Origin of the sequence: Pseudoxanthomonas daejeonensis (assembly GCF_022637495.1) — a bacterium.
Classification (GTDB): domain Bacteria; phylum Pseudomonadota; class Gammaproteobacteria; order Xanthomonadales; family Xanthomonadaceae; genus Pseudoxanthomonas; species Pseudoxanthomonas daejeonensis.
This window is the reverse complement of sequence record NZ_CP093331.1, coordinates 2,597,782-2,623,334: the sequence shown is the minus strand read 5'-3', so window position 1 is coordinate 2,623,334 and position 25,553 is coordinate 2,597,782. Positions and strand designations below refer to the sequence as shown.

General features: G+C 68.9%; 24 protein-coding genes, 1 tRNA gene and 1 pseudogene. 8 read left to right on the top strand and 18 right to left on the bottom strand.

The features are described from left to right. Positions 1 to 204: 204 nt before the first annotated feature. The 3 genes from MNQ95_RS11750 to MNQ95_RS11740 all read right to left on the bottom strand — a co-directional run bounded on the left by MNQ95_RS11750 (position 205) and on the right by MNQ95_RS11740 (position 3,389). A complete protein-coding gene (locus MNQ95_RS11750; protein WP_241952981.1) occupies positions 205 to 1,974 on the bottom strand; it encodes a hypothetical protein in 1,770 nt (589 codons plus the stop codon). 348 nt (positions 1,975 to 2,322) lie between these two features. Next, positions 2,323 to 2,727, bottom strand: a complete 405-nt coding sequence (locus MNQ95_RS11745; RefSeq protein WP_241952980.1) for a GFA family protein — start codon at positions 2,725 to 2,727, stop codon at positions 2,323 to 2,325. A 5-nt stretch (positions 2,728 to 2,732) separates the two neighbouring features. Further along, positions 2,733 to 3,389 carry a glutathione S-transferase family protein gene (locus MNQ95_RS11740; protein ID WP_241952979.1) on the bottom strand — a complete coding sequence of 219 codons (657 nt, stop codon included), beginning with the start codon at positions 3,387 to 3,389 and terminating at the stop codon, positions 2,733 to 2,735. Between the two features lie 130 nt (positions 3,390 to 3,519). Here MNQ95_RS11740 and MNQ95_RS11735 point away from each other — a divergent pair, with 130 nt between their 5' ends. Continuing rightward, complete coding sequence (locus MNQ95_RS11735; protein ID WP_241952978.1) at positions 3,520 to 3,720, top strand: hypothetical protein; 201 nt, start codon at positions 3,520 to 3,522, stop codon at positions 3,718 to 3,720. A gap of 240 nt (positions 3,721 to 3,960) precedes the next feature. Here the strand turns inward: MNQ95_RS11735 and MNQ95_RS11730 are convergent, their stop codons facing one another. Then, a complete protein-coding gene (locus MNQ95_RS11730; protein ID WP_162410700.1) occupies positions 3,961 to 4,653 on the bottom strand; it encodes a helix-turn-helix transcriptional regulator in 693 nt (230 codons plus the stop codon). A gap of 124 nt (positions 4,654 to 4,777) precedes the next feature. Here MNQ95_RS11730 and MNQ95_RS11725 point away from each other — a divergent pair, with 124 nt between their 5' ends. From MNQ95_RS11725 to MNQ95_RS11715, 3 genes are all read left to right on the top strand, one after another. Then, positions 4,778 to 5,836 (top strand): cytochrome-c peroxidase, encoded by a 1,059-nt coding sequence (locus MNQ95_RS11725; protein WP_241952977.1) that lies wholly within the window; start codon positions 4,778 to 4,780, stop codon positions 5,834 to 5,836. Positions 5,837 to 6,282: 446 nt separating this feature from the next. After that, the gene (gene katG, locus MNQ95_RS11720) at positions 6,283 to 8,523 is read left to right on the top strand and encodes a catalase/peroxidase HPI (RefSeq protein WP_241952976.1); all 2,241 of its coding nucleotides are present in this window, start codon (positions 6,283 to 6,285) and stop codon (positions 8,521 to 8,523) included. A gap of 183 nt (positions 8,524 to 8,706) precedes the next feature. After that, positions 8,707 to 9,315, top strand: coding sequence for a DUF937 domain-containing protein (locus MNQ95_RS11715; RefSeq protein ID WP_162410703.1), 609 nt, complete (start codon positions 8,707 to 8,709; stop codon positions 9,313 to 9,315). A 17-nt stretch (positions 9,316 to 9,332) separates the two neighbouring features. Here the strand turns inward: MNQ95_RS11715 and MNQ95_RS11710 are convergent, their stop codons facing one another. Genes MNQ95_RS11710 through MNQ95_RS11700 form a run of 3 tightly spaced genes read right to left on the bottom strand, consistent with a single transcriptional unit; the run spans position 9,333 to position 10,284 of the window. Next, positions 9,333 to 9,737, bottom strand: a complete 405-nt coding sequence (locus tag MNQ95_RS11710) for an RNA-binding S4 domain-containing protein (protein WP_241952975.1) — start codon at positions 9,735 to 9,737, stop codon at positions 9,333 to 9,335. After that, a complete protein-coding gene (locus MNQ95_RS11705; RefSeq protein ID WP_241952974.1) occupies positions 9,730 to 9,990 on the bottom strand; it encodes a hypothetical protein in 261 nt (86 codons plus the stop codon). Before MNQ95_RS11705 ends, MNQ95_RS11710 begins: the two co-directional genes overlap by 8 nt. 21 nt (positions 9,991 to 10,011) lie before the next feature. Then, entirely contained in the window at positions 10,012 to 10,284 is a 273-nt protein-coding gene (locus MNQ95_RS11700) for a hypothetical protein (RefSeq protein ID WP_241952973.1), read from the bottom strand. Positions 10,285 to 10,371: 87 nt separating this feature from the next. Between MNQ95_RS11700 and MNQ95_RS11695 the strand changes: the two are divergent. Next, a pseudogene (locus MNQ95_RS11695) lies at positions 10,372 to 10,710 on the top strand (MATE family efflux transporter); the annotation flags it as partial. Positions 10,711 to 10,785: 75 nt separating this feature from the next. On the opposite strand, the gene rplS reads toward MNQ95_RS11695, so the two are convergent. The 6 genes from rplS to ffh all read right to left on the bottom strand — a co-directional run bounded on the left by rplS (position 10,786) and on the right by ffh (position 15,394). Beyond that, complete coding sequence (gene rplS / locus MNQ95_RS11690) at positions 10,786 to 11,187, bottom strand: 50S ribosomal protein L19 (RefSeq protein WP_162410706.1); 402 nt, start codon at positions 11,185 to 11,187, stop codon at positions 10,786 to 10,788. Between the two features lie 155 nt (positions 11,188 to 11,342). After that, positions 11,343 to 12,110 carry a tRNA (guanosine(37)-N1)-methyltransferase TrmD gene (gene trmD / locus MNQ95_RS11685; RefSeq protein ID WP_241952972.1) on the bottom strand — a complete coding sequence of 256 codons (768 nt, stop codon included), beginning with the start codon at positions 12,108 to 12,110 and terminating at the stop codon, positions 11,343 to 11,345. Between the two features lie 67 nt (positions 12,111 to 12,177). After that, positions 12,178 to 12,711, bottom strand: coding sequence for a ribosome maturation factor RimM (gene rimM, locus MNQ95_RS11680; protein ID WP_241952971.1), 534 nt, complete (start codon positions 12,709 to 12,711; stop codon positions 12,178 to 12,180). A gap of 50 nt (positions 12,712 to 12,761) precedes the next feature. Continuing rightward, positions 12,762 to 13,022 (bottom strand): 30S ribosomal protein S16, encoded by a 261-nt coding sequence (gene rpsP / locus MNQ95_RS11675; protein WP_162410709.1) that lies wholly within the window; start codon positions 13,020 to 13,022, stop codon positions 12,762 to 12,764. Between the two features lie 124 nt (positions 13,023 to 13,146). Then, a complete protein-coding gene (locus MNQ95_RS11670; protein ID WP_241952970.1) occupies positions 13,147 to 14,004 on the bottom strand; it encodes an aminotransferase class IV in 858 nt (285 codons plus the stop codon). 7 nt (positions 14,005 to 14,011) lie between these two features. Further along, on the bottom strand, positions 14,012 to 15,394 hold the full coding sequence (ffh, locus tag MNQ95_RS11665; protein WP_162410711.1) for a signal recognition particle protein: 1,383 nt from the start codon (positions 15,392 to 15,394) through the stop codon (positions 14,012 to 14,014). Between the two features lie 138 nt (positions 15,395 to 15,532). On the opposite strand from ffh, the gene MNQ95_RS11660 reads away from it, so the two are divergent. Further along, on the top strand, positions 15,533 to 16,324 hold the full coding sequence (locus MNQ95_RS11660; protein WP_241952969.1) for a cytochrome C assembly family protein: 792 nt from the start codon (positions 15,533 to 15,535) through the stop codon (positions 16,322 to 16,324). Between the two features lie 157 nt (positions 16,325 to 16,481). On the opposite strand, the gene MNQ95_RS11655 is transcribed toward MNQ95_RS11660, so the two are convergent. Then, positions 16,482 to 17,006 carry a hypothetical protein gene (locus tag MNQ95_RS11655; protein ID WP_162410713.1) on the bottom strand — a complete coding sequence of 175 codons (525 nt, stop codon included), beginning with the start codon at positions 17,004 to 17,006 and terminating at the stop codon, positions 16,482 to 16,484. A gap of 64 nt (positions 17,007 to 17,070) precedes the next feature. Continuing rightward, positions 17,071 to 18,468 carry a DNA repair protein RadA gene (radA, locus tag MNQ95_RS11650; protein WP_241952968.1) on the bottom strand — a complete coding sequence of 466 codons (1,398 nt, stop codon included), beginning with the start codon at positions 18,466 to 18,468 and terminating at the stop codon, positions 17,071 to 17,073. Positions 18,469 to 18,614: 146 nt separating this feature from the next. Between radA and MNQ95_RS11645 the strand changes: the two genes are divergently transcribed. Both MNQ95_RS11645 and MNQ95_RS11640 read left to right on the top strand, forming a co-directional pair. Beyond that, positions 18,615 to 18,690, top strand: a tRNA-Thr gene (locus MNQ95_RS11645). A gap of 127 nt (positions 18,691 to 18,817) precedes the next feature. Beyond that, on the top strand, positions 18,818 to 21,154 hold the full coding sequence (locus MNQ95_RS11640) for a DUF3772 domain-containing protein (protein WP_241952967.1): 2,337 nt from the start codon (positions 18,818 to 18,820) through the stop codon (positions 21,152 to 21,154). Positions 21,155 to 21,182: 28 nt separating this feature from the next. Here the strand turns inward: MNQ95_RS11640 and ispH are convergent, their stop codons facing one another. From ispH to ileS, 3 genes are all read right to left on the bottom strand, one after another. Further along, a complete protein-coding gene (gene ispH, locus MNQ95_RS11635; protein WP_241952966.1) occupies positions 21,183 to 22,133 on the bottom strand; it encodes a 4-hydroxy-3-methylbut-2-enyl diphosphate reductase in 951 nt (316 codons plus the stop codon). A gap of 62 nt (positions 22,134 to 22,195) precedes the next feature. Continuing rightward, positions 22,196 to 22,672, bottom strand: coding sequence for a signal peptidase II (gene lspA, locus MNQ95_RS11630; protein WP_162410717.1), 477 nt, complete (start codon positions 22,670 to 22,672; stop codon positions 22,196 to 22,198). Between the two features lie 32 nt (positions 22,673 to 22,704). After that, on the bottom strand, positions 22,705 to 25,551 hold the full coding sequence (ileS, locus tag MNQ95_RS11625) for an isoleucine--tRNA ligase (RefSeq protein WP_241952965.1): 2,847 nt from the start codon (positions 25,549 to 25,551) through the stop codon (positions 22,705 to 22,707). Between the last annotated feature and the right edge of the window lie 2 nt (positions 25,552 to 25,553).

Sequence of the window (25,553 nt, the reverse complement as noted above, 5' to 3'; positions counted from 1 at the left end):
CCGGACGTCGATCGGAAAAACGAAAGCGCCGGCTCGTACGTTCGAAGGTTACGAAGTAATACCTGCTCCCGACCATGGGCTTGGCCCATTTCTCCGGATGCAGCCACACCCGGTACTCCAGGCCGGCGGCGTAGAAATAGTCGGCCCCGGACTTCGCGGGCCCGTACGTACCGACGTTGCCACGCGTCACGGCGCTGGGTACCACTACCGTTGCGGCGGCATTCGAGCAAATGGCTCCAGCGCCTTCTGCAATTCGGCTGCAATGCGCCCTGCTTCCGGCATTCCCTTCCCGTGCGATACCACGGCGCGCGAACGCACGGGGTTTATCAATGGATCCAGAGGGATCCGGGTCAAGGGAATGCGCTGGATAACGTGCGCCAACTCACAGATGCGTTTGACACGCTCCGCCGTGGCCGCCGTAACGCCAAATACATTCGTCGTACCGTAGGTCTCGGTGCCGTCCGTCAGCTCTACTTTCACCATGACGTCGCAATTGGCGGGATACATAGGCAATGCCGGGATTACTAGCGTTGGCCCCAAGGCAGTCATCGAGAATGCCCCGGTCACCGACCAGACGATCAAGTGCACGCCGCGACCGGAGACTGACATCAGGCCTACATCGAGCGTCAACGATTCCCCTCCGATCACCATCCTCGCGCAACCGAATCCCGTTGCCTCGCGACGCGGCCTGATTCCCAAGCGTGGGTTGACGCGCAGCGGAGCCGCCACCGCATTACCTCCATTCTGATTTGGCAGCTTACGGACGACGCGCCTGCCGAGCAGCACCGAACCCGCCATCACGACCGGTTCCAATTGGTAAGCGCCAGCAGCCACTGTCGTACTCTGCACGCTGACCGCATACTCGTCGTCGACAGCAAGCGGCGACAGCTGCGGGATCGTCTCGACTTCGTCGGGCGGCGTTCCGGGCGGCGTCGCCGGATCCGACACCATCGGCAATTGTCTGGCCGCCGGCGGCGCCACGATCTGTCCGCTCGTCGAGGCGATGGCGCCAGCGACATCCGGCGCTTGTCCGAATCCAGAATTGCGCATCTCGAACACTGCCTGCAGCGATTCACCCTCCACCAGATAGTCGTCTGGCGTGATCGCGAGCGATTGCGATAGCACAATCGCAGGCGGCGGCACCTTAGGCCTGACCTGGGCGAGAAAGACCCCATCGCATCCACGACCTTGGCGATCCATGATCATCGCCGGACTTTGCGCAAGGTCGATGTCGAAGATCCGCGGCGCATCGGGATGTTCGTTGTCGTAGACGGTCAGCGCGTACTGATCTGCTCCGTAGCGCTCAAGCGCATATCCCACCACGATATGCCCGACGGCGTCGCCGTAGTTCCAGACCAGTCCGATCGGAACGGCAGTGCCCGCCGACAACTCGGCCCATATCTTCGCAAGCTCCTCCCGGGTTCTGTCCCGTAGCCAGTCATGTCCCCAGTCACCGAAGACACTCGCGACGGCTTTCCAAATTACGACGCGCGGCGTGTTGTCGAGGTGACTCTCCAACTGTCCATTCCACATTCGCTGCCGCAGCCAACTTTGCACGGACGTCGGATCGTTGGCGTCATACACCGGGTTGGCCTCGCCTCGCGGCGGCAACCAGCCCAGGCGATGGTAGTCCAGGGCGGCAGCCGTCATTCCTCCGCAGAGGTTGTCCTTGCCGCTGCCCTTTGCGATCTGACCGACCACAGCTTCCACGATCATCTCCGAGATCTTGGGCGCGGCCAGGAACAGGAACGGACCTGCAGCCGCGATCAGCGGGATGACCGGACCGAGCGCGATCCCGGCGACGGGCGCAATCATTGGCGACGCCGCCATCACGATGGGCGTCAGCGCAGCGGCGGCGATCGGCAATGCGTCCTTGACGATACTAGCGATCTCATTCTTCTCGCGCTCGTCGAATGTCCACCTGTTCGCGAACGCAAACCCATCGACGTCTTGAATGAAGTCAACCTGCGGCATGGTCTCGCTCCGTTTGCGATGCGACCGATTTGTAGAGAATGGGCGGCTGAGTACGGAAAGTGCCGAGACATTCCGACGCGCGCGACTGATGCACGGACCAACGAGTAATGCGCACGGCCTCGGACGTCCGTTTGTCGGAAGGAGTGCGCGCTAGTTCACCGGCATACGGGCGCGAATCTGGCCGTTAGACCAGTACTGGCCTCAGACTGGAATGCTCGAAGGCACTCGGCTTTTCCCGAGGCTACGCCGGTCAACTGATCTATTTGGGAGCCGCCACGGATGTCCTGCTAAGGGTCGATAGCGGACATGGAATCCATCCGGACGGGCCCTCCATGGCCCGACCAGCGCTCACATCGCGCGCGCGTCCGCCGGCGGATTCATCCAGTTGTCGTTGCGGCCGTCCGCGTACTGCACCGGGCCGGAGACCAGCTCGTCGATGCTGGCATCGTCCAGCGTGTTGACCTGCACAGAGAGGAACGCGCCGCCGGCTTCGGCGATGAAGCCGTGCCCGTACAGGTTGATCCCGCAGCGGCTGCAGAAGCGGTGGTGGATGTTGCCCTCGCCCCAGTCCTTGCCGTAATCGCCGAGCGCGTCCTCGCCCTGCAGCAGCTCGAAGTCCTTCGCCGTGGCGCTCCAGTTGCGGAGCTTGCTGCAGTAGGTGCAGTTGCACTTGCCGGTGCCGGCGGCCAGGTCGAGGGTGGCCCGGTAACGGACCGCGCCGCAGTGGCAGCTGCCGTGGTAGGTCTTTTCCATGTCGCTCACTCCATTTCGGCGGGGTTGGCGCCGGCCATCGCCGGATGCGGATGCGCCGGCACCAGCGCATCGTCGCGCGCGTTCGCGGCGACCGCGGCCGGCCGTTGCCCGTGGCGGCTTGCGAAGTCCACGAACGCCGGCTTCTTCTCCAGCAGCCCGATCATCATGTAGTAGCCGAGGAACGCGGCCATGAACAGGTCGGCGGTGGTGAAGCGGTTGCCGACCAGGTGTTCGCGGCCGGCCACGGCCTGCTCGAGCACGCACAGCACGTCGGCCTCGCTGCCGTAGCCGGCGTTCATCGGCGCGGCGAACGCACCGGCATGCTTGGCCGTGAACATCGCCTCGACCGGGCCGGCCAGGAAGAACAGCCAGCGGTAGTAATCGCCGCGCTCCGGCGAACCGGCCGGCGGCGCCAGGCCCTTCTCCGGCACCAGCTCGGCCAGGTAGGCGCACACCGCCGCGTTCTCGGTGACCACGGTGTCGCCGTGGCGCAGCGCCGGCACCTTGCCCATTGGATTGACCGCCAGGTACTCCGCCGACTTCATCGTGGTGCCGAAGTCGAGCACGACTTCCTCGTAAGGCAGGCCGGTCTCCTCCAGCATCCAGCGCGCGATGCGGGCGCGGGACATGGGGTGGGTATAGAACGTCAGCGTCTTGCTCATGGCGGCTCCGTCACTGGAAGGAGCCGGCAGTGTGCGCCGTCCCTGCTGACAGGGGATGTCAGCAGCGGATGGGCGGCATGCCGGCACTGGAGGAGGTCCGTGAGGGCCTTCGGGCATCCCGGTGAGGGCGGTGGGCGGGTATCTGGAACCGGAGCCCGGGTGGCTGGAACTGGCGCGTCAGTGTTTCGAACTGGCGCGCGAGTGCCTGGAACCGGTGCGTGAGTGTCTGGAACTGGCGCACGAGTATCTGGAACTGGCGCGCGAGTGTTTCGAACTGGCGCACGAGTGTTTTCCATGCATCGCCGTATGGAAAATACTGGCGCGCCACTGATTTCGATGCGCGTGCGCATGGAAAATACTCGCGCGTCACTGATTTCCATGCAAAGCCGCATGGAAAATACCGGCGCTTCCCTGTTTTCCATGCGCGGTCGTATCGAAATCACGCAGGCGCGGGCAGTTCCACGCACGCGCGCGTGGAACCTGCGCACGCCCCGCCGCCGAACCGGTGGTCGAGTGGATACCGGCGCACCGGTCCCCGCGAACGGCGGCGACTGTCCGCACCCGGCCGGCGTCAGCCGCGATGCCGGCGCAGCCGCTGCTCCTCCCAGCGCCGGATCAGCCGGTGGCGCGGTTCCGGATAGCGGCGGCCGGTGTCCTCCAGCGCCAGCACCCGATCGGCGCGGAAATGGCGGAAGTCGGCGCGCGACTCGCACCAGGCGGCGAGCAGGCGCATGTCGGCGAGGAAGGCCATCGCGAACGGCCACACCACCCGCTCGCTGTCGCGTCCCTCGCTGTCGCGGTAGCGCATCCGCACCGCGTTGCCGTCGCGGATCGCCCGGCGCAGCACCGGCAGCCACGGCTCCGGTGGTACCGGGCTCCAGTCCGGCGCGAACAGGCCGCTGGTCTCGACCTGCAGGCGCAGCCGCTCCGGCAACACGCCGGTGATCCGGTCCAGCGCGCGGCCGGCCGACGCGGCCAGCTCCGGGTCCGCGTGCGAGGCGACCCAGCGCATCCCCAGTACCAGCGCCTCCAGCTCCTCGGCCTGGAACATCATCGGCGGCAACACGAAGCCGGGTCGCAGCCGGTAGCCGACGCCGGGATCGCCGTCGATCACCGCGCCCTGCGCGCGCAACGCGTCGATGTCGCGATAGACCGTGCGCAGGCTCACGCCCAGGCGCGTGGCCAGTTGCGCGCCGCGGACCGGGCCGCGGCGCTGGCGCAGTTCGTCGAGCATGCGCAACAGGCGCGTGGCGCGGGTGGTCATCCGGAAGGCGGGCCTGGCACGACGGGCGTCCAGCATAGCCGCGGGCGCAGGTTGATCGCAGTCAATGCGGCAACCGGGGACACAGGCGATAAGTGGTCGTGACGAACCACCGGAGACCCCCACGATGCGCCATCGCTCCCACGCCCTCGCCGCCGCCCTCGCCCTTTCCTGCGCCACGCTGCAGGCCGCCACCCCCGCCACGCCCGCCGCGGATCCGACGGTGCTGCGCGAGACGGCCAACGCGCTTTTCGCGCCGGTCCCGGCAACAATCGAAACCGTGCGCGGACAGGCGATCACCGCCGCACAGGTGGAACTGGGCAAGTCGCTGTGGTTCGAGCCGCGCCTGTCGCGCAGCCACGTGATCAGCTGCAACACCTGCCACAACGTGGCCACCGGCGGCGCCGACAACGTCCCCACCTCGATCGGCCATGGCTGGCAGAAGGGTCCGCGCAACTCGCCCACGGTGCTCAACGCGGTGCTCAACATCGCCCAGTTCTGGGACGGGCGAGCCGCCGACCTGAAGGAACAGGCGAAGGGACCGGTGCAGGCCAGCGTGGAGATGAACAACACGCCCGAGCGGGTGGAAGCAACGCTGCGCAGCATCCCGGGCTACGTGGATGCATTCGGCAAGGCGTTCCCCGGCGAACGCGAGCCGGTGAACTTCGAGAACATGGCCCGCGCGCTGGAAGCGTTCGAGACCACGCTGGTCACGCCCGATTCGCGCTTCGACCGCTTCCTCGCCGGTGCCGACAGCCTCGATGCGACCGAGTTGCGCGGCCTGTCGCTGTTCGTCGACAAGGGCTGCAGCGCCTGCCACTCCGGCGCCAACATCGGCGGCCAGGCCTACTACCCGTTCGGCGTGGTCGAACGGCCCGGCGCGCAGGTGCTGCCGGCCGGCGACAAGGGCCGCTTCGCGGTGACCCAGACCGCCTCGGACGAGTACGTGTTCCGCGCCGCGCCGCTGCGCAACGTCGCGCTCACCGCGCCCTACTTCCACAGCGGCCAGGTCTGGGACCTGCGCCAGGCGGTGGCGATCATGGGCAGCAGCCAGCTCGGCCACGAACTGGACGCGAGCGAAGTGGAGGCGATCACCCGCTTCCTCGGCACCCTCAGCGGACGCCAGCCGCAGGTCGCCAACCCGGTGCTGCCGGCAAGCACCGCCAGCACGCCGCGGCCGGAGTGAGCCAGCGGCCCTCAGTGCGTCCCACGCGCGGCCGGCAGGGTCCGGTCGCGCGTTGCCCCGGCACGATGCCTTTACGGTTTCGGGACCGTCGGCATCCACACCTTGGACCCGCCCGGGGGACCGGCGTAGGCTGGCGCGGCACTATCACGGACTTTGCAGCAGCCATAGCTTGTCGCTATCAAAGCGTGCGCAATAAACAATTTCTATTGATCGCTGCCCCCGCCTACGCTGTCCCTCGACACGCGTTCACGGCCTGAAGGAGGAGCCCACATGAGCAAGCCGTCCGATCGCACGATCCGCCGCACGCCTCTCCCTGCCGCCGAATGCGGCGGTCCGCCTCCGGGCTGACCGTTCCGCCCGCTTCATCCACGCCCCACCCGATCTCCATCCCGCTGGCCGCGTCCGCACTGGCAGGCGCCGGCCGCATTCGACCCGAGGCTGAATCCATGTCCACCGAAAAGAAGTGCCCGTTCGACCACGCTGCCGCCGGCAGCGGCACGAGCAACCGCCACTGGTGGCCCAACCAGCTGCGCCTGGACCTGCTCAACCAGCACTCCTCGCGCTCCAACCCGCTGGGCGAGGATTTCGATTACGCGGCCGAATTCGGCAAGCTCGACTACCACGAGCTGAAGAAGGACCTGCGCGCGCTGATGACCGATTCGCAGGACTGGTGGCCGGCCGACTTCGGCCACTACGGCGGACTGATGATCCGCATGGCCTGGCACAGCGCCGGTACCTACCGCATCGGTGATGGCCGCGGCGGCGGCGGTCGCGGCCAGCAGCGCTTCGCCCCGCTCAACAGCTGGCCCGACAACGTCAGCCTGGACAAGGCGCGCCGCCTGCTGTGGCCGGTCAAGCAGAAGTACGGGCAGAAGATCTCCTGGGCGGACCTGATGCAGCTGGCCGGCAACGTCGCGCTGGAGACGATGGGCTTCCGCACGTTCGGCTTCGGCGCCGGCCGCGAGGACACCTGGGAGCCGGACCTGGACGTGTACTGGGGCCGCGAGACCAAGTGGCTGGGCGGCGACGAGCGCTACTCGCGCGGCTCGCCCGGCGTGGACGACAAGCACGGCGTGTTGGTCAAGGACGACGACAGCATGGTCAAGCACACCCGCGACCTGGAGAACCCGCTCGCGGCGGTGCAGATGGGCCTGATCTACGTGAATCCGGAAGGCCCGGACGGCAATCCCGATCCGTTGCTGGCGGCCAAGGACATCCGCGACACCTTCGCGCGCATGGCCATGGACGACGAGGAAACCGTGGCGCTGATCGCCGGCGGCCACTCGTTCGGCAAGACCCACGGCGCGGCCAGTGCCGAGAACGTCGGCGTCGAGCCCGAAGCGGCCGAACTGGAGCAGCAGGGTTTCGGCTGGCACAACCGCCACGGCAGCGGCAAGGGCGGCGACACGATCACCTCGGGCCTGGAAGTCACCTGGACCAAGACCCCGGCGCTGTGGAGCAACAACTTCTTCGAGAACCTGTTCGGCTTCGAGTGGGAGCTGGAGAAGTCGCCGGCCGGCGCGCAGCAATGGGTGGCCAAGGGCGCGGGCGACATCATTCCCGATGCGCACGACCCCTCGAAGAAGCACCGCCCGAAGATGCTCACCACCGACCTGTCGCTGCGCTTCGATCCCATCTACGGGCCGATCTCCAGGCGTTTCCTCGAAAACCCGCAGGCCTTCGCCGATGCCTTCGCCCGCGCGTGGTTCAAGCTGACCCACCGCGACATGGGTCCGCGCGCGCGCTACCTCGGCCCGGAAGTGCCGAAGGAAGAGCTGATCTGGCAGGACCCGGTGCCGGCCGTGGACCATCCGCTGGTCGAAGCGGCCGACGTCGATGCACTCAAGAAGAAGATCGCCGATGCCGGCCTGTCGGTGGCCGAACTGGTGTCCACCGCGTGGGCGTCGGCGTCGACCTTCCGCGGCGGCGACAAGCGTGGCGGCGCCAACGGCGCGCGCATCGCACTTGCCCCGCAGAAGGACTGGGCGGTCAACAACCCGGCGCAGCTGGAGAAGGTGCTCAAGGCGCTGCGGCGCATCCAGGCCGACTTCAACATCGACGCCAGTGGCGGCAAGAAGGTCTCGCTGGCCGACCTGGTCGTGCTGGCCGGCGGCGTGGGCGTGGAGCAGGCCGCGAAGGCCGCCGGCAGCAGCGTCAGCGTGCCGTTCTCGCCGGGCCGCACCGATGCGCGGCAGGACCAGACCGACGTCGAATCCTTCGACCTGCTGGAACCGTTCGCCGACGGGTTCCGCAACTACCTCGAGGGCGGTTCGGCGGTGCCGGCCGAGCACCTGCTGGTCGACCGTGCCCAGCTGCTGACCCTGACCGCGCCGGAGATGACCGCGCTGGTCGGCGGCCTGCGCGTGCTGGGTGCCAACCATGACGGCAGCCAGCAGGGGGTGTTCACCGACCGGCCGGGCGTGCTGAGCAACGACTTCTTCCGCAACCTGCTGGACATGGGCACGACGTGGAAGGCCACCGGACGCGACACCTACGAGGGCAGCGACCGCGGCAACGGACAGCTCAGGTGGACCGCCAGCCGGGTGGACCTGGTGTTCGGGTCCAACGCGGTGCTGCGCGCGCTCGCCGAGGTGTACGCGAGCGAAGACGGCAAGGCGAAGCTGGTGCGTGACTTCGTGGCCGCCTGGCACAAGGTGATGGAGCTGGACCGCTTCGACCTGCGCTAGACGACGCACCCGCTGCAAGACCCACGGCCCGGCACCTGCCGGGCCGTTTCTATTGCGAGCCCGGGAAGCGGGTGCCGCAGCCGCGCGGGTGTCCGCACCGTTGGCGCCCGGTCACGGCCAGCCGCGCGCCCCTGTGCCCGGAGAGGCGTATCGTGACCTCCCGCACCGGGAAAGGAGACCGCCATGAATCCGCAGCCCCTGCTCACCCAGGACCTGTTCGCCCAGTTGCAGGGCGCGCCGATCCAGCAGATCTCGCGCCAGCTCGGCACCGACCCGGCGCAGACCGGCAATGCGGTCGCCGCCGCGCTGCCGCTCCTGCTCGGCGCGCTCGGCCGCAACAGTGCGCAGCCGCAAGGCGCCGAGGCCCTGTTCGGCGCGCTGCAGCGCGACCACGCCGGCGGCCCGGACCTCGGCGGCCTGCTCGGCGCGGTGCTGGGCGGTGGCGGCAGCCGGCAGACCGACGGATCGGCGATCCTCGGCCACATCCTCGGCGGCGGCCAGCCGCGGGCGGCGCAGGGCCTGGGCCAGGCCACCGGCCTGGGCAGCGGCCAGGCGATGCAGTTGCTGGCGGTGCTCGCCCCGATCGTGATGTCGTTCCTGGCCAAGCGCAGCACGGGCCAGGGCCTGGATGCCGGCGGCCTGGGCCAGTTGCTCGGGCAGGAGCGCAGCCAGGTCCGCCAGCAGGCCGGCGGCGGCGCGCTGGACGCGCTGCTCGACCAGGATGGCGACGGCGACGTGGACGCAGGCGACCTGCTCAAGCTCGGGATGGGGCTGTTCGGCGGGCAGCGCTGACACAGCGCGCGACCGGCTCAGGAGGCGTCGATATCGCCGAGGGCCTGGATCAGGCGCCGCGCGCGCTTGTCCGGCTTGTGCTCCGGTGGACGGTAGCCGTCGCGCATCGCGGCACGCTGCAGCCGCTGCTGCTCGCGGCGCGCCCGTGACGCTTCGGTTTCCTCGTACAGGGCCTGCGCCACCGGCGCCGGGCCCCGCGCATCGCTCAGTCCACGCACCACCACGTCGAAGGTCTCTTCGCCGCGGGTGACCTGCACCGCTTCGCCGATGCGCAGCAGGCGCGAAGCCTTGGGCCGTTGCCCGGCCACGTCGACCTTGCCGGTGTCGACCGCCTGACGGGCGAGGCTGCGCGTCCTGAAGAAGCGTGCCGCCCACAGCCACACGTCCAGGCGCACCTGCATGACCGGTGCCGCGTCACTCATCGTGCCGATCGCCGAACCCGGGCCTGATGGGAGCGCTGCCGCCGGACGACCGCTCCAGGCGGTCGCCCGGGTGGCAACGCTGGTAGGCGGAGCTGTCGAGCAGGGCTTCGGGCGCAGGCTGGTTCGCCGGCGCCACCTGGCACTCGGGTCGCTCGGCCGGGCGCGGCGACACATCCGCCAGGCCGCCCGCTCCCGTCGCGCATCCGCCAAGCGCAGCGGCCAGCAGCGTGACCATCGTTTTCGTACGGCGCATGTCTCTTTCCTGGCACTCCGCTCACTGCACGCGCGGGCGCGGCACGTCGGGAATCCGGTGCCTCACGCTGCGCTCCGCTTCGCGCTGGCATTGCTGCGAGACATGGTAGTCCCGGGTCCTGTCGTCGTAGCGTCCACGTTCCTTGTCCGACAGGTTCGCCGGTGCCGGCGCAACGCCGTCGTGGGCGCGGTACTGGCCGGAACACCACGAGTCGGTCGACTCCAGCGCGGCATGGTGCGCGCTGCCTGCGCATCCCGCCATCGCGAGCAGCGACGCCACGATCGTCCACCGCACGCGGGTTTCCTTCCGGCCCGACGCCATGGCCGCACTCCTTGAACGGGCCCGGTGCTAGTGTGCGCGCCGGACCTGGACGACGCCAGCATGAGCCCGCGCTCCCGCGACCTGACCACCGGCCCGATCGGCCGCAACCTGCTGCTGTTCGCGCTGCCCATCCTGGGCGGCAACATCGCCCAGTCGCTCAACGGTTCGGTCAATGCGGTGTGGATCGGCCGCTTCCTCGGCGAGGACGCGCTGACCGCGGCGGCCAACGCCAACAACATCATGTTCTTCCTGATCGGCTCGGTGTTCGGCATCGGCATGGCCGCGACCATCCTGATCGCGCAGGCGATCGGTGCGCACGACACGATGCAGGCGCGGCGGGTGATGGGAACCAGCGCGACGTTCTTCATCGGCCTCTCGGTGCTCATCGCCGCGTGCGGTGACCGTCCCGGCCCGGACGCGGAAACGCAAACGGCCGCCTCGCGGCGGCCGTTGCGGTGCATCGGGAAGCGGCGATCAGGCGCCGGCGGCGGCCTTCTCGGCCTTCGCCTTGGCCACGGCGGCCAGGTCTTCCTTGATGCGGGCAGCCTTGCCTTCCAGGCCGCGCAGGTAATACAGCTTGCCGGAGCGGACCTTGCCGCGGCGCTTCACGTCGACCGAGTCGATGATGGCGCTGTGGGTCTGGAAGACGCGCTCGACGCCGTAGCCGTGCGAGATCTTGCGCACGGTGAACGCGGAGTTCAGCCCGGCGTTCTTGATGCCGATGACCACGCCTTCATAGGCCTGCACGCGCTCGCGGTTGCCTTCCTTGACCTTGACGTTCACCACGACGGTGTCGCCCTGGCTGAACTTCGGCAGTTCGCGGGTGATCTGGGCGGATTCGAATTCCGCGACGATGGACTTGTTCAGCTTGCTCATGGTGACCGACTCAATGTGTTCGGGTGGGCGTGTCGTGGACGACAACTCGGGCCGATGCGGTCGCAGGACTGCGCCGCACGTAATTGTTATGGGGTCCAGTCAGGGCGGAACCGCCCGCAGGAACCCGGCATTGTAACGGCTTGAGCGCCGCGGGGCTACCGGCCCGGAGTTCCGTCCTGGCCTTCCCCGCCCTGCTCCCTGCGCCAGGCGTCCAGCAGGGCCTGGTCGGCCTTGGACAGGGCCCGCCCCGCCAGCAGGTCCGGGCGTCGTTGCCAGGTCCGGCCCAGCGCCTGCTGCCGGCGCCAGCGGGCAATCGCGGCATGGTTGCCCGAACGCAGCACCTCCGGGACCGTGCCGTATGCGTGCTCGACCGGATGGCTGTAGTGCGGGCAATCCAGCAGGCCGTCCTCGAAACTGTCCTGGCTGGCCGAATCGGCGTCGTTCAACGCCCCCTCCTGCAGCCGCGCCACCGCATCCACGACCACCGCCGCGGCCAGCTCGCCGCCGGACAGGACGTAGTCGCCGATGGAGACCTCCTCGTCCACTTCGGCCTGGACGAGGCGCTCGTCGACCCCTTCGTAGCGGCCGCACAGCAGCGCCAGCCGGGGCAACGCCGCCAGCTCGCGGACCTTGGCCTGGTCCAGCGGCCGCCCCTGGGGCGTGAGATAGACGACATGCGGACGCACCGGGTCGGCCTCGCGCATCGCGGCCAGGCAGCGACGCAGCGGCTCGACCAGCATGACCATGCCCGGTCCGCCCCCGAAGGTGCGGTCGTCGACCTTGCGGTAGTTGCCCTCGGCGTAGTCGCGCGGGTTCCAGCCCTGCAGCGACACCAGGCCACGCTCGCGCGCACGCCCGACCACGCCGAAGCCGGCGCACTGGTCGACGAACTCGGGAAACAGGCTGACGATGTCGATGCGCATCGCGACTCCCGCCGGCCAGGCCGGCATGGCTATCCGGTACAGGGCCCGGCCCGGGGGCCGGAGCGCCTCAGAATTCGGGATCCCAGTCGACCGTGATCGTGCCGGTCCCGAAATCCACCGAGGTCACGTAGTCGGGCTGGACGAAAGGCAACAGGCGTTCGCGCTCGCCACGCACCACCATCACATCGTTGGCGCCGGTGGACAGCATGTGCGCCACCTCGCCCAGCACCACACCTTCGACGGTAACCACGCGCATGCCTTCCAGGTCGATCCAGTAGTACTCGCCGGCCGCCGGCGGCGGCAGCGTTTCGCGCGGAACGAGGATCTCGGTGCCGCGCATGGCTTCGGCGGCGTCGCGGTCGTCGCAACCCGGGAGCGTGGCGACGACGTGCTTGCCGGTATCCCGACCCCGCGCGCCGGCCAGTTCCCGCTCTACCCCGGAAGGCGTGCGCAGGATCCAGGGCTGGTAGCGGAAGATCTGCGCACGCGGCTCGGTCCAGGACTCAAGCCGGACATCGCCACGCACGCCGAAGGCGCCCAGCACCCGACCCAGCAGAACCAGCTTGCGTGGTGGGGACGGGCGCCCGGCGTCTTCGTTCATTGAGCCGTTATTGCAGGCAAGGCGGCCGCCGGTTTCGGCGGCCTGCCGGATCAGGCGGCGGTCGCCTGGATCTTGGTCGCTTCCTTGTACAGGTTGCGGACCTTCTCGGTCAGCTGCGCACCGTGGCCGACCCAATGGTCGACGCGGGCGAGGTCCAGCACGATGCGCTGATCGTTGCCGGAAGCGACCGGGTTGTAGTAACCGACGCGCTCGATGTTGCGGCCGTCGCGGGCGCTACGCGAGTCGGTGACGATGATGTGGTAGAACGGGCGCTTCTTGGCGCCGCCGCGGGTGAGACGGATCTTGACCATGGTGGTTTCTCGGTGTTGCCCAGTCGCCAGGGTGGCGAGGTAAGCCGCGAATTGTAAGTCACTGAACCGGCTCGAACAACCTTGCCGGGCGAGGCGGATACCGGGGTTCAGCCTGCAGCCGGGGCTAGAGCGGCTCCGCAGGGGCGGGACGGGCGGCGGCTCCCAGCAGCGCCAGCACCGGCTCCCAGCCCTCTTCCGGATAGACGACCCCGTCGATCGAGGCGACCGGCTGCACGCCATTGGCGTTGGCGGCGAAGGCCGCCTGGAAGCCGGCAAGGTCGGCCAGCACCACGGGCCGGACCTGCTGCCCCACCCCGGCGGCCGCCAGCCCCTGCTGGAGCAGGCGCTCGCTGGTACCCCGCAGCGCCGGGGCATCGGGCCAGACCACCTGGCGGCCATCCCAGAAGCCGACGTTCCAGAACGACCCCTCCGAGACCCGGGCCTGCGGGCCATCGCCGTCGACGAACAGCGCGTCGTCGTAACCGGCCCTCAATGCCTGCCGGCGGTGATGGACCAGGGGGAAGGTTCCCACGTGCTTGAGCTGTGGCACGGGGCGACTGAAAACGCGGGTCTGCAGCCGCAGGGAGCGCGACGTCGGCGCCAGCGGCGCCGAGGCGGACACCAGCACGTCGACGCCCACCGGGCGCAGGGCGTGGCGGTGGTCGAACTGCCGCGAGAACAGCGTGACCCGCATCGAGCAGTCGCCGCCACGGGCCTGCGCGGCCTGCCGCATCCAGCCGCGCACCGCGTCGGCATCGAAGTCCGCATCGAACAGTTCGGCGTTGCCCTGGCGCAGCCGATCCAGGTGCAGGCCCAGGCCCTGCACCGCGCCGTCGCGCACCTGCAACGAGGTGAAGTGGCCGTAGTTGACCAGGGCGAGCATGCGCAACGCATCGGCGCCGGCATCTTCGCCGTTGAGCAGCACGATCGGGCCGTCGCCCGCGTTCACCGCAGCGACGCCAGGATTGGAAGCGTCGCGCATGGCGTGCTCAGCGGAACGGCAGGCCGCCGCGCCCGCCCATGCCGCCACCCATCATCCCCTGCAGGCCGCGCATCATGCCCTTCATGCCGCCGCGGCCCAGCTTGCCCATCATTTTTTCCATCTGCTGGTACTGCTTGAGCAGCTTGTTGACGTCGGCCGGCGTGGTGCCCGAACCGCGGGCGATGCGGGCGCGGCGCGAACCGTTGAGCAGGTCCGGGTTGCGGCGTTCCTTCAGCGTCATCGAGCCGATGATCGCCATCATCCGCGGCACCTCGCGGCTCTGGGAGACCTGCGCCTTGAGGTGCTCGGGCACCTGGCCCAGGCCCGGCAGCTTGTCCATGAGGCCGGCAATGCCGCCCATGTTCTGCATCTGCTCGAGCTGGTCGCGCATGTCGTTGAGGTCGAACTTCTTGCCCTTGGCGACCTTGGCGGCGAGCTTGGCCGCCTTCTCCTGGTCGACGCTCTGTTCGACCTGCTCGACCAGCGACAGCACGTCGCCCATGTCGAGGATGCGCGCGGCGACGCGATCGGGGTGGAACACGTCCAGGCCATCGGTCTTCTCGCCGGTGCCGACGAACTTGATCGGCTTGCCGGTGATGTAGCGCACCGACAGCGCGGCACCGCCCCGGGCATCGCCGTCGGTCTTGGTCAGCACCACGCCGGTGAGCGGCAGCGCCTCGGCGAAGGCCTTGGCGGTGTTGGCCGCGTCCTGGCCGGTCATGGCGTCGACCACGAACAGGGTCTCGGCCGGGTTGACCGCGCCGTGCAGCACCTTGATCTCGGCCATCATCGCTTCGTCGATGGCGAGGCGGCCGGCGGTATCGACGATCAGCACGTCGGCGAAGGAGCGGCGCGCATCCACGATCGCGGCGCGGACGATGTCTTCGGGCTTCTGCCCGGCCGCGGAGGGGAAGAACAGCACGCCGGTCTGCTCGGCCAGGGTCTTGAGCTGTTCGATCGCGGCCGGACGGTAGACGTCGGCGCTGACCACCATCACCTTCTTCTTGCGCTTCTCCTTCAGGTGCTTGGCCAGCTTGCCCACGGTCGTGGTCTTGCCGGCGCCCTGCAGGCCCGCCATCAGGATCACCGCCGGCGCGGGGACATTCAGGTTGAGGTCGCTGGCCTGCGAACCCATCACCGCGGTCAGTTCGTCGCGGACGATCTTGATCAGGGCCTGGCCCGGGGTCAGCGACTTCAGCACTTCCTGGCCGACCGCACGCACCTTGATCCGCTGGATCAGGGCCTGGACCACCGGCAGGGCGACGTCGGCCTCGAGCAGTGCGATGCGCACCTCGCGGGTGGCCTCGGTGATGTTGGATTCGGTCAGGCGGCCGCGACCGCGCAGGCGCTCCATGGTGCCGGACAGGCGCTGGGTCAGGGATTCGAACATGCGGGCGGACCGGAAGGCGGAAAGCGGCCGGCGATTATAGCCCGCGGCGAAGACCGTCCTCCGGCGACGGCGACCGTGCGCGCTGCGGCCGGTGGGTCGCCATTCCTTCGGCTCCGGTGCGTGTGCGACACTCAATCGATGACAATCGTTCTCATCGCCATCGCGGCCTACCTGCTCGCAACCCTGCTGCTGTTCCGCGCGGTCGCCGTGAACCGCTCCGGGCCTTCGCGCACCTGGCTGCCACCGGCGCTGCTGGGCTTGCTCCTGCACGGGGGCTACCACCTGGCGGTGGCCTGGCAGACCGCGGGCGGCCCGGACATGCACTTCTTTTCGGCGCTGTCCCTGGTGAGCCTGGGCATCGCGGCGATGACCACCGCGGTCGGCGCGCGGGGGCGGATGGCCGCGCTGGGCGTGTTCGCCCTCCCGTTGGCGGCGGCGTTGCTGGCGCTCTATCACTGGCGCGGCCATGCACCGTCGCCGACGCTGGACTGGCGCGTGCAGCTGCATGCCTGGCTGGCCCTCCTCGCCTACGCGACGCTGGCGATCGCCGCGCTGCTGGCGGTGATGCTTTGGGCGCAGGAGCGCGCGCTGCGGCGGCGCGAATTCCATGCGTGGCTGCGTGCGCTGCCGCCGCTCACCGAACTGGAAATGCTGCTTTTCCGCACGATCGCGGTCGGCTTCATCCTGCTTACGCTGACCCTGCTGACAGGCGTCCTGTTCGTCGAAGATTTCCTTTCGCAGCACCTTGTCCACAAGACCGTGCTCAGCGTCCTGTCCTGGCTGGTGTTCGGCGGCCTGCTGCTGGGCCGCTGGCGTTACGGCTGGCGCGGCATCCGCGCCGTGCACTGGACGCTGACCGCGATGGCGCTGCTGCTGCTGGCCTTCTTCGGCAGCAAGTTCGTGATGGAGCTCGTCCTGCTCCAGGGCTGAGGCGGGAACGCAGCGATCCTGCGTCGCCTCCCTGCGGTTCGCGCCCGACACGGTGCCAGCGGGCGGCCACTTCCATGCCCCGCCTCCGCTTGCCCATGATGCTTTCGCGGAGCGGCTGGCCTTCGCTGCCTCCTGCACGCCCCCCGCGCGAGCCGCCCTACAGAAACAGGAGCGTTGCGCCGGCGAGCACACCGAGTGCCATGCCACCGGCCACCTCTGCCCCCGTATGCCGCCCCATGCGCAAGCGCGACCAGGCCAGCAGCGGCGCGAGCAGGAGCAGCACGGCGCCACCCGGCCACCACAGCGCAAGCATCGCGATGCCGGCGAACGCCAGGCTGGCCATGTGCAGCGACAGCTTGATCCAGCGGTTGGCCAGTCCGGCCACGCAGATCATGGCCGTAGCCGCCAGCACGCCGGTCGACATCGCCGACGCAGCGCCACCCAGCCACCACCAGTAGCCCGCGGCCAGCAGCAGCGCCAGGCCGTAAAGCAGCGGTCGCTCCTGCCGGTTCGAGGCGTCCACCGTGCTCCAGCGCCCGCTGCGCCAGCGCCGCCATACGAACATCCAGACCACCGCGACCACGAACACCATGCCGGCCAACGCACGCGGCAACGATGCCGGATCCAGCCGCCAGGCCGCGACCAGCACCAGTGCGATGAAGACGGCGAAAGGGTGCAGCAACAGCGAAATCCAGCGCGCGACCGGCATCGCGCCGGCGGGTTCCGGCGATCTCACGCTGGCGGCCTCACGCCTGTTCCAGCGCGTCGGCGAGGCGTTCCACCGCGATCACTTCCATGTCCTTGTAGCGAGCCGACTTGGGCACGTTGGCCTTGGGCACGATCGCGCGACGGAAGCCATGGGTGGCCGCCTCGCGCAGGCGCTCCTCGCCGTTGGGCACCGGACGGATCTCGCCCGACAAACCGACTTCGCCGAACGCCACCGTCTTTTCCGACAGCGGCCTGTCGCGCAAGGAAGACAGCACCGCCAGCAGCACCGGCAGGTCGGCGGCGGTTTCCTGCACGCGGATGCCGCCCACGACATTCACGAACACGTCCTGGTCGCCGACCGCCACGCCGCCGTGCCGGTGCAGCACCGCCAGCAGCATCGCCAGCCGGTTCTGCTCCAGGCCGACCGTGACCCGGCGTGGATTGGACAGTGGCGAGGAGTCAACCAGCGCCTGCACCTCCACCAGCAAAGGACGGGTGCCTTCGCGGGTCACCATCACGCAGCTGCCCGGCTGCTGCGAACTGCCGGACAGGAAGATCGCCGACGGATTCGGGACTTCCTTCAGTCCCTTGTCGCCCATCGCGAACACGCCCAGCTCGTTGACCGCGCCGAAGCGGTTCTTGAACGCGCGCAGCACGCGGAAGCGGCTGCCGCTCTCCCCTTCGAAATACAGCACCGCGTCGACCATGTGCTCGAGCACGCGCGGGCCGGCGATGCCACCCTCCTTGGTGACATGGCCGACCAGGAACACCGCGGTGCCGGTTTCCTTGGCGTAGCGCACCAGCCGCGCGGCGCTCTCGCGCACCTGGCTGACCGAGCCCGGTGCGGCGGTGAGCGATTCCGTCCACAGGGTCTGCACCGAATCGGCCACGATCAGCTTCGGCTGCGCCTGCACGGCGTGCTGCAGGATCGACTCGATCCCGGTCTCGGCCAGCGCGTGCAGGTTGTCCAGCGGCAGGTCCAGGCGCATCGCCCGGCCGGCGACCTGGGCGAGCGATTCTTCGCCGGTGACGTAGAGCGCCGGCAGCTGCGCGGCCATCTTCGCCAGCGCCTGCAGCAACAGGGTCGACTTGCCGATGCCGGGATCGCCGCCGACCAGCACCACCGCGCCTTCGACCAGTCCCCCGCCCAGCACCCGGTCCAGTTCGCCGATGCCGGTGGACACGCGCGTCTCCGCGGCGTGGCTGACATCCTTAAGCGCGGTGACCTTCGGCGGATCGACCTTGCCGGCCCAGCCTCCGCGCCGGGCCACCGGCGGCCCACCGGCGGCGGCGCCTGCAGGCTCCAGCACGACCTGCGAAAGGGCGTTCCAGGCGCCGCATTCGCCGCACTGGCCTTGCCACTTGCTGTATTCGGCGCCGCATTCGCCGCAGACATAGGCGGTGCGCGCGGTGGATTTGGCGGAAAGCTTGGCCACGGGATGCGGGAGGAACCGGGAGGGGAAGCCACTGTAGCCGCGCCCGGTCTCCACTGGCGAGACGCGGGACATCGCATCCCGTCTGGCCTGCCCGCCTCCGAACCGTTAGAATTCCCGCCCCGACCACATCCGTGCGGCCGGGCAACGCCGGAATAGCTCAGTTGGTAGAGCGGCGCATTCGTAATGCGTAGGTCGTAGGTTCGATTCCTATTTCCGGCACCAGATCGCGAAAAGCCCCGCTTCGGCGGGGTTTTTCGTTTGCGATGGCGCCGCGGCGCGTCGTCCCTGCACGGGGCGCCGTCATGACCGGTGCTAACGTAGCCTTCCCGCCCCTGCTTCCGCATACCGCATGCATCGTCGCGCCCCGACCACGCCGATCGCCCTGATCCTGCTCCTGCTTCTGGCCGCGACCTGGCCGGCGCGGGCCCAGGTGCCGTCGCTGGACCAGGGGCGGCAGCAGCTCGAACGGATCGGAGTGCAGCTGGACGAGGGCAAGGACAAGGATGCCGCCTCGCTGCAGTCCGCGCGCGACGCGGTCCTGAAGGTGCAGGCGCAGGCAGAGAAGACCGTTGCCGAGCGCACGCCCCAGCTGCAGAGCCTGGACGCGCGCCTGGCCGAGCTGGGCGACAGTCCGGCCGCCCAAGGGCAGGAAGCCCCCGAGGTCACCCGCGAACGGCGCGACTTGCAGCGCCAGCGCAACGACCTGGATGCCGAGCTGCGCCAGGCCCGCCTGGCTTCGGTGGAGAGCGGCCAGCTGCTGGACAGGATCGCCGCCGAACGCCAGGAGAACTTCCACCAGACCCTGTCCGAGCGCACCACCCCGCCCTGGCACCCGCGCTTCTGGCGCGACCTCGGCGAGAGCCGCGCGCGCGACGATGCGCGCCTGTCCGGCCTGTGGAAGGACACCCGACAGGTCGTCGCACAACGCTGGCAATCCGGCCCGCTGCGCTCGTCCCTCTACCTGGCGCTCGCCGCACTGGTCGCCGTCGTGGTCGGCTGGTTCGGCGCACGCAAAGTGCCGCGCCTGGTCGGCAGGCACATTCCGCCCGGACCGTTGCGCCGCTCCGCCCCGGCCATGGCCCGGCTGCTGCTGTCGACGTTGGCCGCCTGGTGGATCGTAGGCCTGGTGCATGCCGCGCTGCTGCCGGCCAACCCACCCGCTGCCGTCGCCCAGCTTGCCGGACTGGCCGGTGGCCTGCTGGTGTTCGCCACGTTCGTGACCACCGTTGGCGCGGTGCTGCTGGCAGTACGCAGCCCCTCCTGGCGCCTGCCCGCGATTTCGGACGAAGGAGCGCGTGCGCTGCGGCCGATGCCGCTGGCTGCGGCCTTGGCGATCATCGTGGCGAGCTTCGCGCAGCAGCTTCCGGCGCTCGTCAATGCGAGCCTGCCCTTGGCCGTCGCACTCACCGCCCTGGCCGCGCTGGTATCCACATCGGCCGTGCTGCTGGGCCTGCTGCGCGTGCACCGCCTGCATGCGCGATACAGCCAGGCCGCTGCCGAGGCGGGTGCCGCGGAGCCGGCCACGGAAAAGCCGCACTTCCGGCCCTGGATCAACATCGCCACCAGCGTGGGCTGGGTGGGCGTGGCGATCTGCCTGCTCGGCCTGGTGACCGGCCACGTGGCGCTGTCGGGTTTCATCGCCCTTCAGCTGCTGTGGACGGGCGTGGTGCTCGCCACGCTCTACCTGGGCATGCGCTTCATCGACGACCTGGTCTGTTCGGTGCTCGGCTCCAAGGGCCTGGCCGGACGCCGGATCAACAGCCGCTTCGGCCTGGATCCGCGCCACGTCGAACGCATAGCGGTGGTGCTGTCGGCGGTGCTGCGCACCTTGCTGGCGCTGGTCGGCCTGATCGCGCTGGCCATGCCCTACGGCGCCAGCGGCGACGACCTGATCGATCGCGCCCTCGGCCTGGCGCGCGGCATCAGCATCGGCGAGCTGGTGCTCAGCCCCACCAACGTGGTCCGCGCGATCGGCGTGTTCCTGCTTGCTTCCGGGGTCTTCCACCTGGTCAAGCGCTGGCTGGCGCGGCGCTACCTGCCGACCACGAAGATGGACGAGGGCATGCGCGCCTCGGTCGTGAGCCTGTTCGGCTACGCGACGGTGGTGCTTGCCGTGGTGATGGCGCTGGCCGCCATCGGCGTCGGCCTGGAGCGGATCGCGTGGATCGCGAGCGCGCTGTCGGTCGGCATTGGCTTTGGCCTGCAGGCGATCGTGCAGAACTTCATTTCCGGCCTGATCCTGCTGGCCGAACGCCCGGTCAAGGTCGGCGACTGGGTGGTGGTCGGCGACGCCGAGGGCGACATCCGCCGGATCAACGTGCGCGCCACCGAGATCCAGACCGGCGACCGGACCACGGTACTGGTGCCCAATTCGGAGCTGATCACCAAGACGGTGCGCAACCGCACCTTCTCCAACGCCGAGGGACTGGTGAAGATCGTGCTGCCGATGCCGCTGGCCACGGATGCGGACCTGGTCCGCGACCTCCTGCTGGAGGTGTTCCGCGAACATCCGGGCATCCTCGACGCGCCGGCGCCGGCGGTCCTGATCGACGGCATCGACAAGGGCCAGGTGCTGTTCAACGCCACCGGCTTCGTCTCCACGCCAAGGCAGGCGGGGAACACGCGCAGCGCGCTGCTGTTCGAGATCCTGCGCCGGCTGCGCCAGCTCAACATCCGCATGGTGTAGCGGCGACCGCCCGGCAACGCACCCGCGCTCAGCCCACCAGGCGCAGTCGCAGTTCCTTGGGCAGGGCGAAGACCATGTCTTCCGGCTCGCCGTCCAGCTCGCTGACGCCCTCGGCGCCCAGTTCGCGCAGGCGCGCGATCACCCCGTCGACCAGCACCTGCGGTGCGGACGCGCCTGCCGTCAGGCCGATGTGGCGCTTGCCCGCCACCCACGACGGCTCGATCTCGTGCGCACCGTCGATCAGGTAGGACTCGACGCCTTCGCGCCGGGCCAGCTCGGCCAGTCGGTTGGAATTGGAGCTGTTCGGCGAGCCGACCACCAGCACCAGGTCGCAACGCCCGGCCAGTTCGCGCACCGCGTCCTGGCGATTCTGGGTGGCGTAGCAGATGTCGTCGTGGCGTGGCCCCTGGATCGCGGGATAACGCTGGCGCAAGGCCTCGATGATCCCGCGCGTATCGTCCACCGACAGGGTGGTCTGGGTCGTGTAGGCCAGGTTTTCCGGCTGGCCGACCTGCAGCGTGGCGACCCCGTCGATGTCCTCGACCAGGTGGATCGCACCGCCTTCGTTCTCGCGGCTCCACTGCCCCATCGTGCCCTCGACCTCCGGATGGCCGGCATGGCCGATCAGGACCACGTCGCGTCCGGCACGGCAATGCCGCGCGACCTCGAAGTGGACCTTGGTCACCAGCGGACAGGTGGCGTCGAACACCTTCAGCCCGCGCCGGTCGGCCTCTTCGCGCACCGCGCGCGAGACGCCGTGGGCACTGAAGATCACCGTAGCGTTGTCCGGCACTTCGTCCAGCTCCTCGACGAACACCGCGCCGCGGGCCTTTAGGTCGTCGACCACGAACCGGTTGTGGACGACTTCGTGGCGCACGTAGATCGGCGCGCCCAGGCTCTCGATGGCGCGCTTGACGATCTCGATCGCGCGGTCGACGCCGGCGCAGAAACCGCGGGGATTGGCGAGGATGACGTCCATGGTTCAGGACCCGGTTGGTGGAGTGCGCGCGGCGGAGGCTGGCGACAAGGCTCGCACAGGCATCATGAACCCGCCTTCCGCCGCTTGCCATCGAACAACCCGAACAGCGCGATACCCACCGCCCCGCCGACGATCGCCGCATCGGCGATGTTGAACGCCGGCCAGTAGTGCCCGCGCCAGTACCACTGCACGAAATCGACCACGTGGCCATGGACGAGACGGTCGATCACGTTGCCCAGCGCGCCACCGATCACCAGCGAGTAAGGCAGTGCCTGGCGCCAGTCGCCGCGCGGCGTGCGCCACAGCCACCAACCCAGCAGGCCGCAGATGGCGAAGGCGAGCACGGTGAAGAAGATCGCCTGCCAGCCGCCGGCATCGGCCAGGAAGCTGAAGGCCGCGCCGGTGTTGTAGGTGCGGTACCAGTTCCAGAAGCCGTCGATCACCGGCACTGCGGTGTATTCGGGCAGGCTGGACAGCACCCAGGCCTTGCTCCACTGGTCCAGGACGATGATCGCCGCGGACAGCAGCAGCCAGGCCATCGCATTGGGCTTGGGCCGCGTCGTCGTGATGCTCAGAACCACCTCCGATCTTCGCCCGGGCCTTCGATATTGGAGACGCAGCGCCCGCACAGCTCCGGGTGCGACGCATCCGCGCCGACATCGGCGCGATGGTGCCAGCAACGCACGCACTTGACCTTGCCGGTCGGTTGCGCGCTGACGAAGATGTCGTCGGTCTGCGCCGCGACCACCGAAACGTCGCCACTGATGAACAGGAAACGCAGCTCCTCGGCCAGCGGCTGCAGGTGCGACGCCGCATCCGCGCCGGCGGTCAGCGTGATCTCCGCCTCCAGCGCCGCACCGATCTGGCCGCTGGCCCGCATCGGCTCGAGCACCTTGGCGACCTGTTCGCGCAGGGCCAGCAGCTTGTCGAAATCGGCCGCGCCTAGATCCGCGTCGGCCGGCAGCGGCGCAAGGCCTTCGTACCAGGTGGCGAACAGCACGTTCGCCTCACGGCGCCCACCCTCGGTGGACGCCGGCAGGTATCCCCACAGCTCGTCGGCGGTGAAGCTCAGCACCGGTGCGATCCAGCGCACGAACGCCTCAGCGATCCGGTACATCGCGCCCTGTGCGCTGCGCCGGCCGCGCGAATCGCCACGCATGGTGTACAGGCGGTCCTTGGTGACGTCCAGGTACAGCGAGCCCAGGTCGACGCTGCAGAAATTGAGCAGCGCCTGCACAATCTCAGCGAAGTCGTAACGTGCATACGCAGCCTTGATCTTCTCCTGGAGCTCGAAGGCGCGATGCACGATCCAGCGATCCAGCGCGACCATTTCCTCCAGCGGCAGCAGGTCGCTGGCCGGATCGAAGCCGTGCAAGTTGGCGAGCAGGAAGCGCGCGGTGTTGCGCAGGCGACGGTATGCGTCGGCGTTGCGCTTGAGGATTTCCTGCGACAGCGACATCTCGTTGCTGTAGTCGGCCGAGGCGATCCACAGGCGCAGGATGTCCGCGCCCAGGGTCTTCATGATGTCCTGCGGCTCGATGCCGTTGCCCAGCGACTTGGACATCTTGCGGCCATGCTCGTCCACGGTGAATCCGTGGGTCAGGCACTGCCGGTACGGCGCAGCCTTGTCGATCGCGATGCCGGTGAGCAGCGAAGACTGGAACCAGCCGCGATGCTGGTCCGAACCTTCCAGGTACAGGTCGGCAGGCTTGCCCAGGCCACGCTCGAGCAGGACCGCTTCATGGGTGACGCCGGAATCGAACCAGACATCGAGGATATCGGTGATCTTGTCGTAGTCCTTCGCTTCGTCGCCCAGCAGTTCGGCGGCTTCCAGCGTGTACCAGACATCCACGCCCCCCTGCTCGACCCTGTCGGCGACGGCGCGCATCAGTTCGATGCTGCGCGGATGCGGCTCACCGGTCTCGCGGTGCACGAACAGCGCGATCGGTACGCCCCATGTGCGCTGGCGCGAGATCGTCCAGTCCGGGCGCCCCTCGACCATGCCGGCAATGCGGGCCTTGCCCCACTCCGGGTACCAGGTGACGGTGTCGATTGCGGCCAGCGCATCGGCACGAAGTCCCGCCTGCTCCATCGAGATGAACCACTGCGGCGTGGCGCGGAACGCGATCGGGGTCTTGTGCCGCCAGCAGTGCGGATAGCTGTGCTCCAGCTTGCTGAAGGCGAGCAGCGCACCGCCCTGCTTCAGCACGTCGACGATCGCGTCGTTCGCCTTCCAGATATGCAGGCCCGCGAGTTCGACGCCGTGGGCGGCAGGGGTCGATGGCAGGTACACGCCGCGCCCGTCCACCGGATTCAGCTGGGCGGCCGTGTACTTGTCGATCAGGCCGTAGCGCTTGCCGACCACGTAGTCGTCCTGGCCGTGGCCGGGCGCGGTATGCACGGCGCCGGTGCCGTCTTCGGCCGACACGTGGTCACCGAGGATGGCCGGGATATCGCGTTCGTCGTAGAACGGGTGGGCGAACAGCAGGTTCTCCAGCGCGGCGCCTTGCACCCGTGCATGCACCACCAGCCCGGTCACGCCGTAACGCTGCAGCGCGCGCTCGGCCAGCGCATCGGCGAGCACCAGCCAGCGGCGCTTGCCTTCGTGCGGCGGCCCCTCCACCAGCACGTATTCCAGGTCCGGGCCCAGCGACACCGCCAGCGAGGCCGGCAGCGTCCACGGGGTGGTGGTCCAGATCGGCAGGGCGACCTCGACATCCGCCGGCACCTCGATGCCGAATGCCTGCCCGAGCGCCTGCGCGTCACGCGCGGCGTAAGCCACGTCGATCGCCGGCGAAACCTTGTCCTGGTACTCGATCTCCGCCTCTGCCAATGCCGAACCGCAGTCGAAGCACCAGTGGACGGGTTTGACGCCGCGGGTCAGGTGGCCGTTGTCGACGATCTTGGCCAGCGCGCGGATCTCGTTGGCCTCGAAGCGGAAATCCAGCGTCATGTACGGGTTGTCCCAGTCGCCGATCACGCCCAGGCGCTTGAAGTCCTTGCGCTGGATTTCGATCTGCGACTGCGCGTACTCGCGGCACTTCTGCCGGAACTCGACCGCGTCGAGCTTCACCCCGACCTTGCCGTACTTCTTCTCGATCGCGATTTCGATCGGCAGTCCATGGCAGTCCCAACCCGGCACGTACGGCGCATCGAAGCCGGCCAGGTACTTGGACTTGACGATGATGTCCTTGAGGATCTTGTTGACCGCATGGCCCAGGTGGATCGCGCCGTTCGCATAGGGCGGGCCGTCGTGCAGCACGAACAGCGGGCGGCCATGGGCATGCGCGCGCAGCTGCGCGTACAGGCCATCGGCTTCCCAGCGCGCCAGGGTGTCCGGCTCGCGCTTGGGCAGGTCGCCGCGCATCGGAAATTCCGTGGCCGGCAGGTGGAGGGTGGCTTTGTAGTCTTGGGTCACGT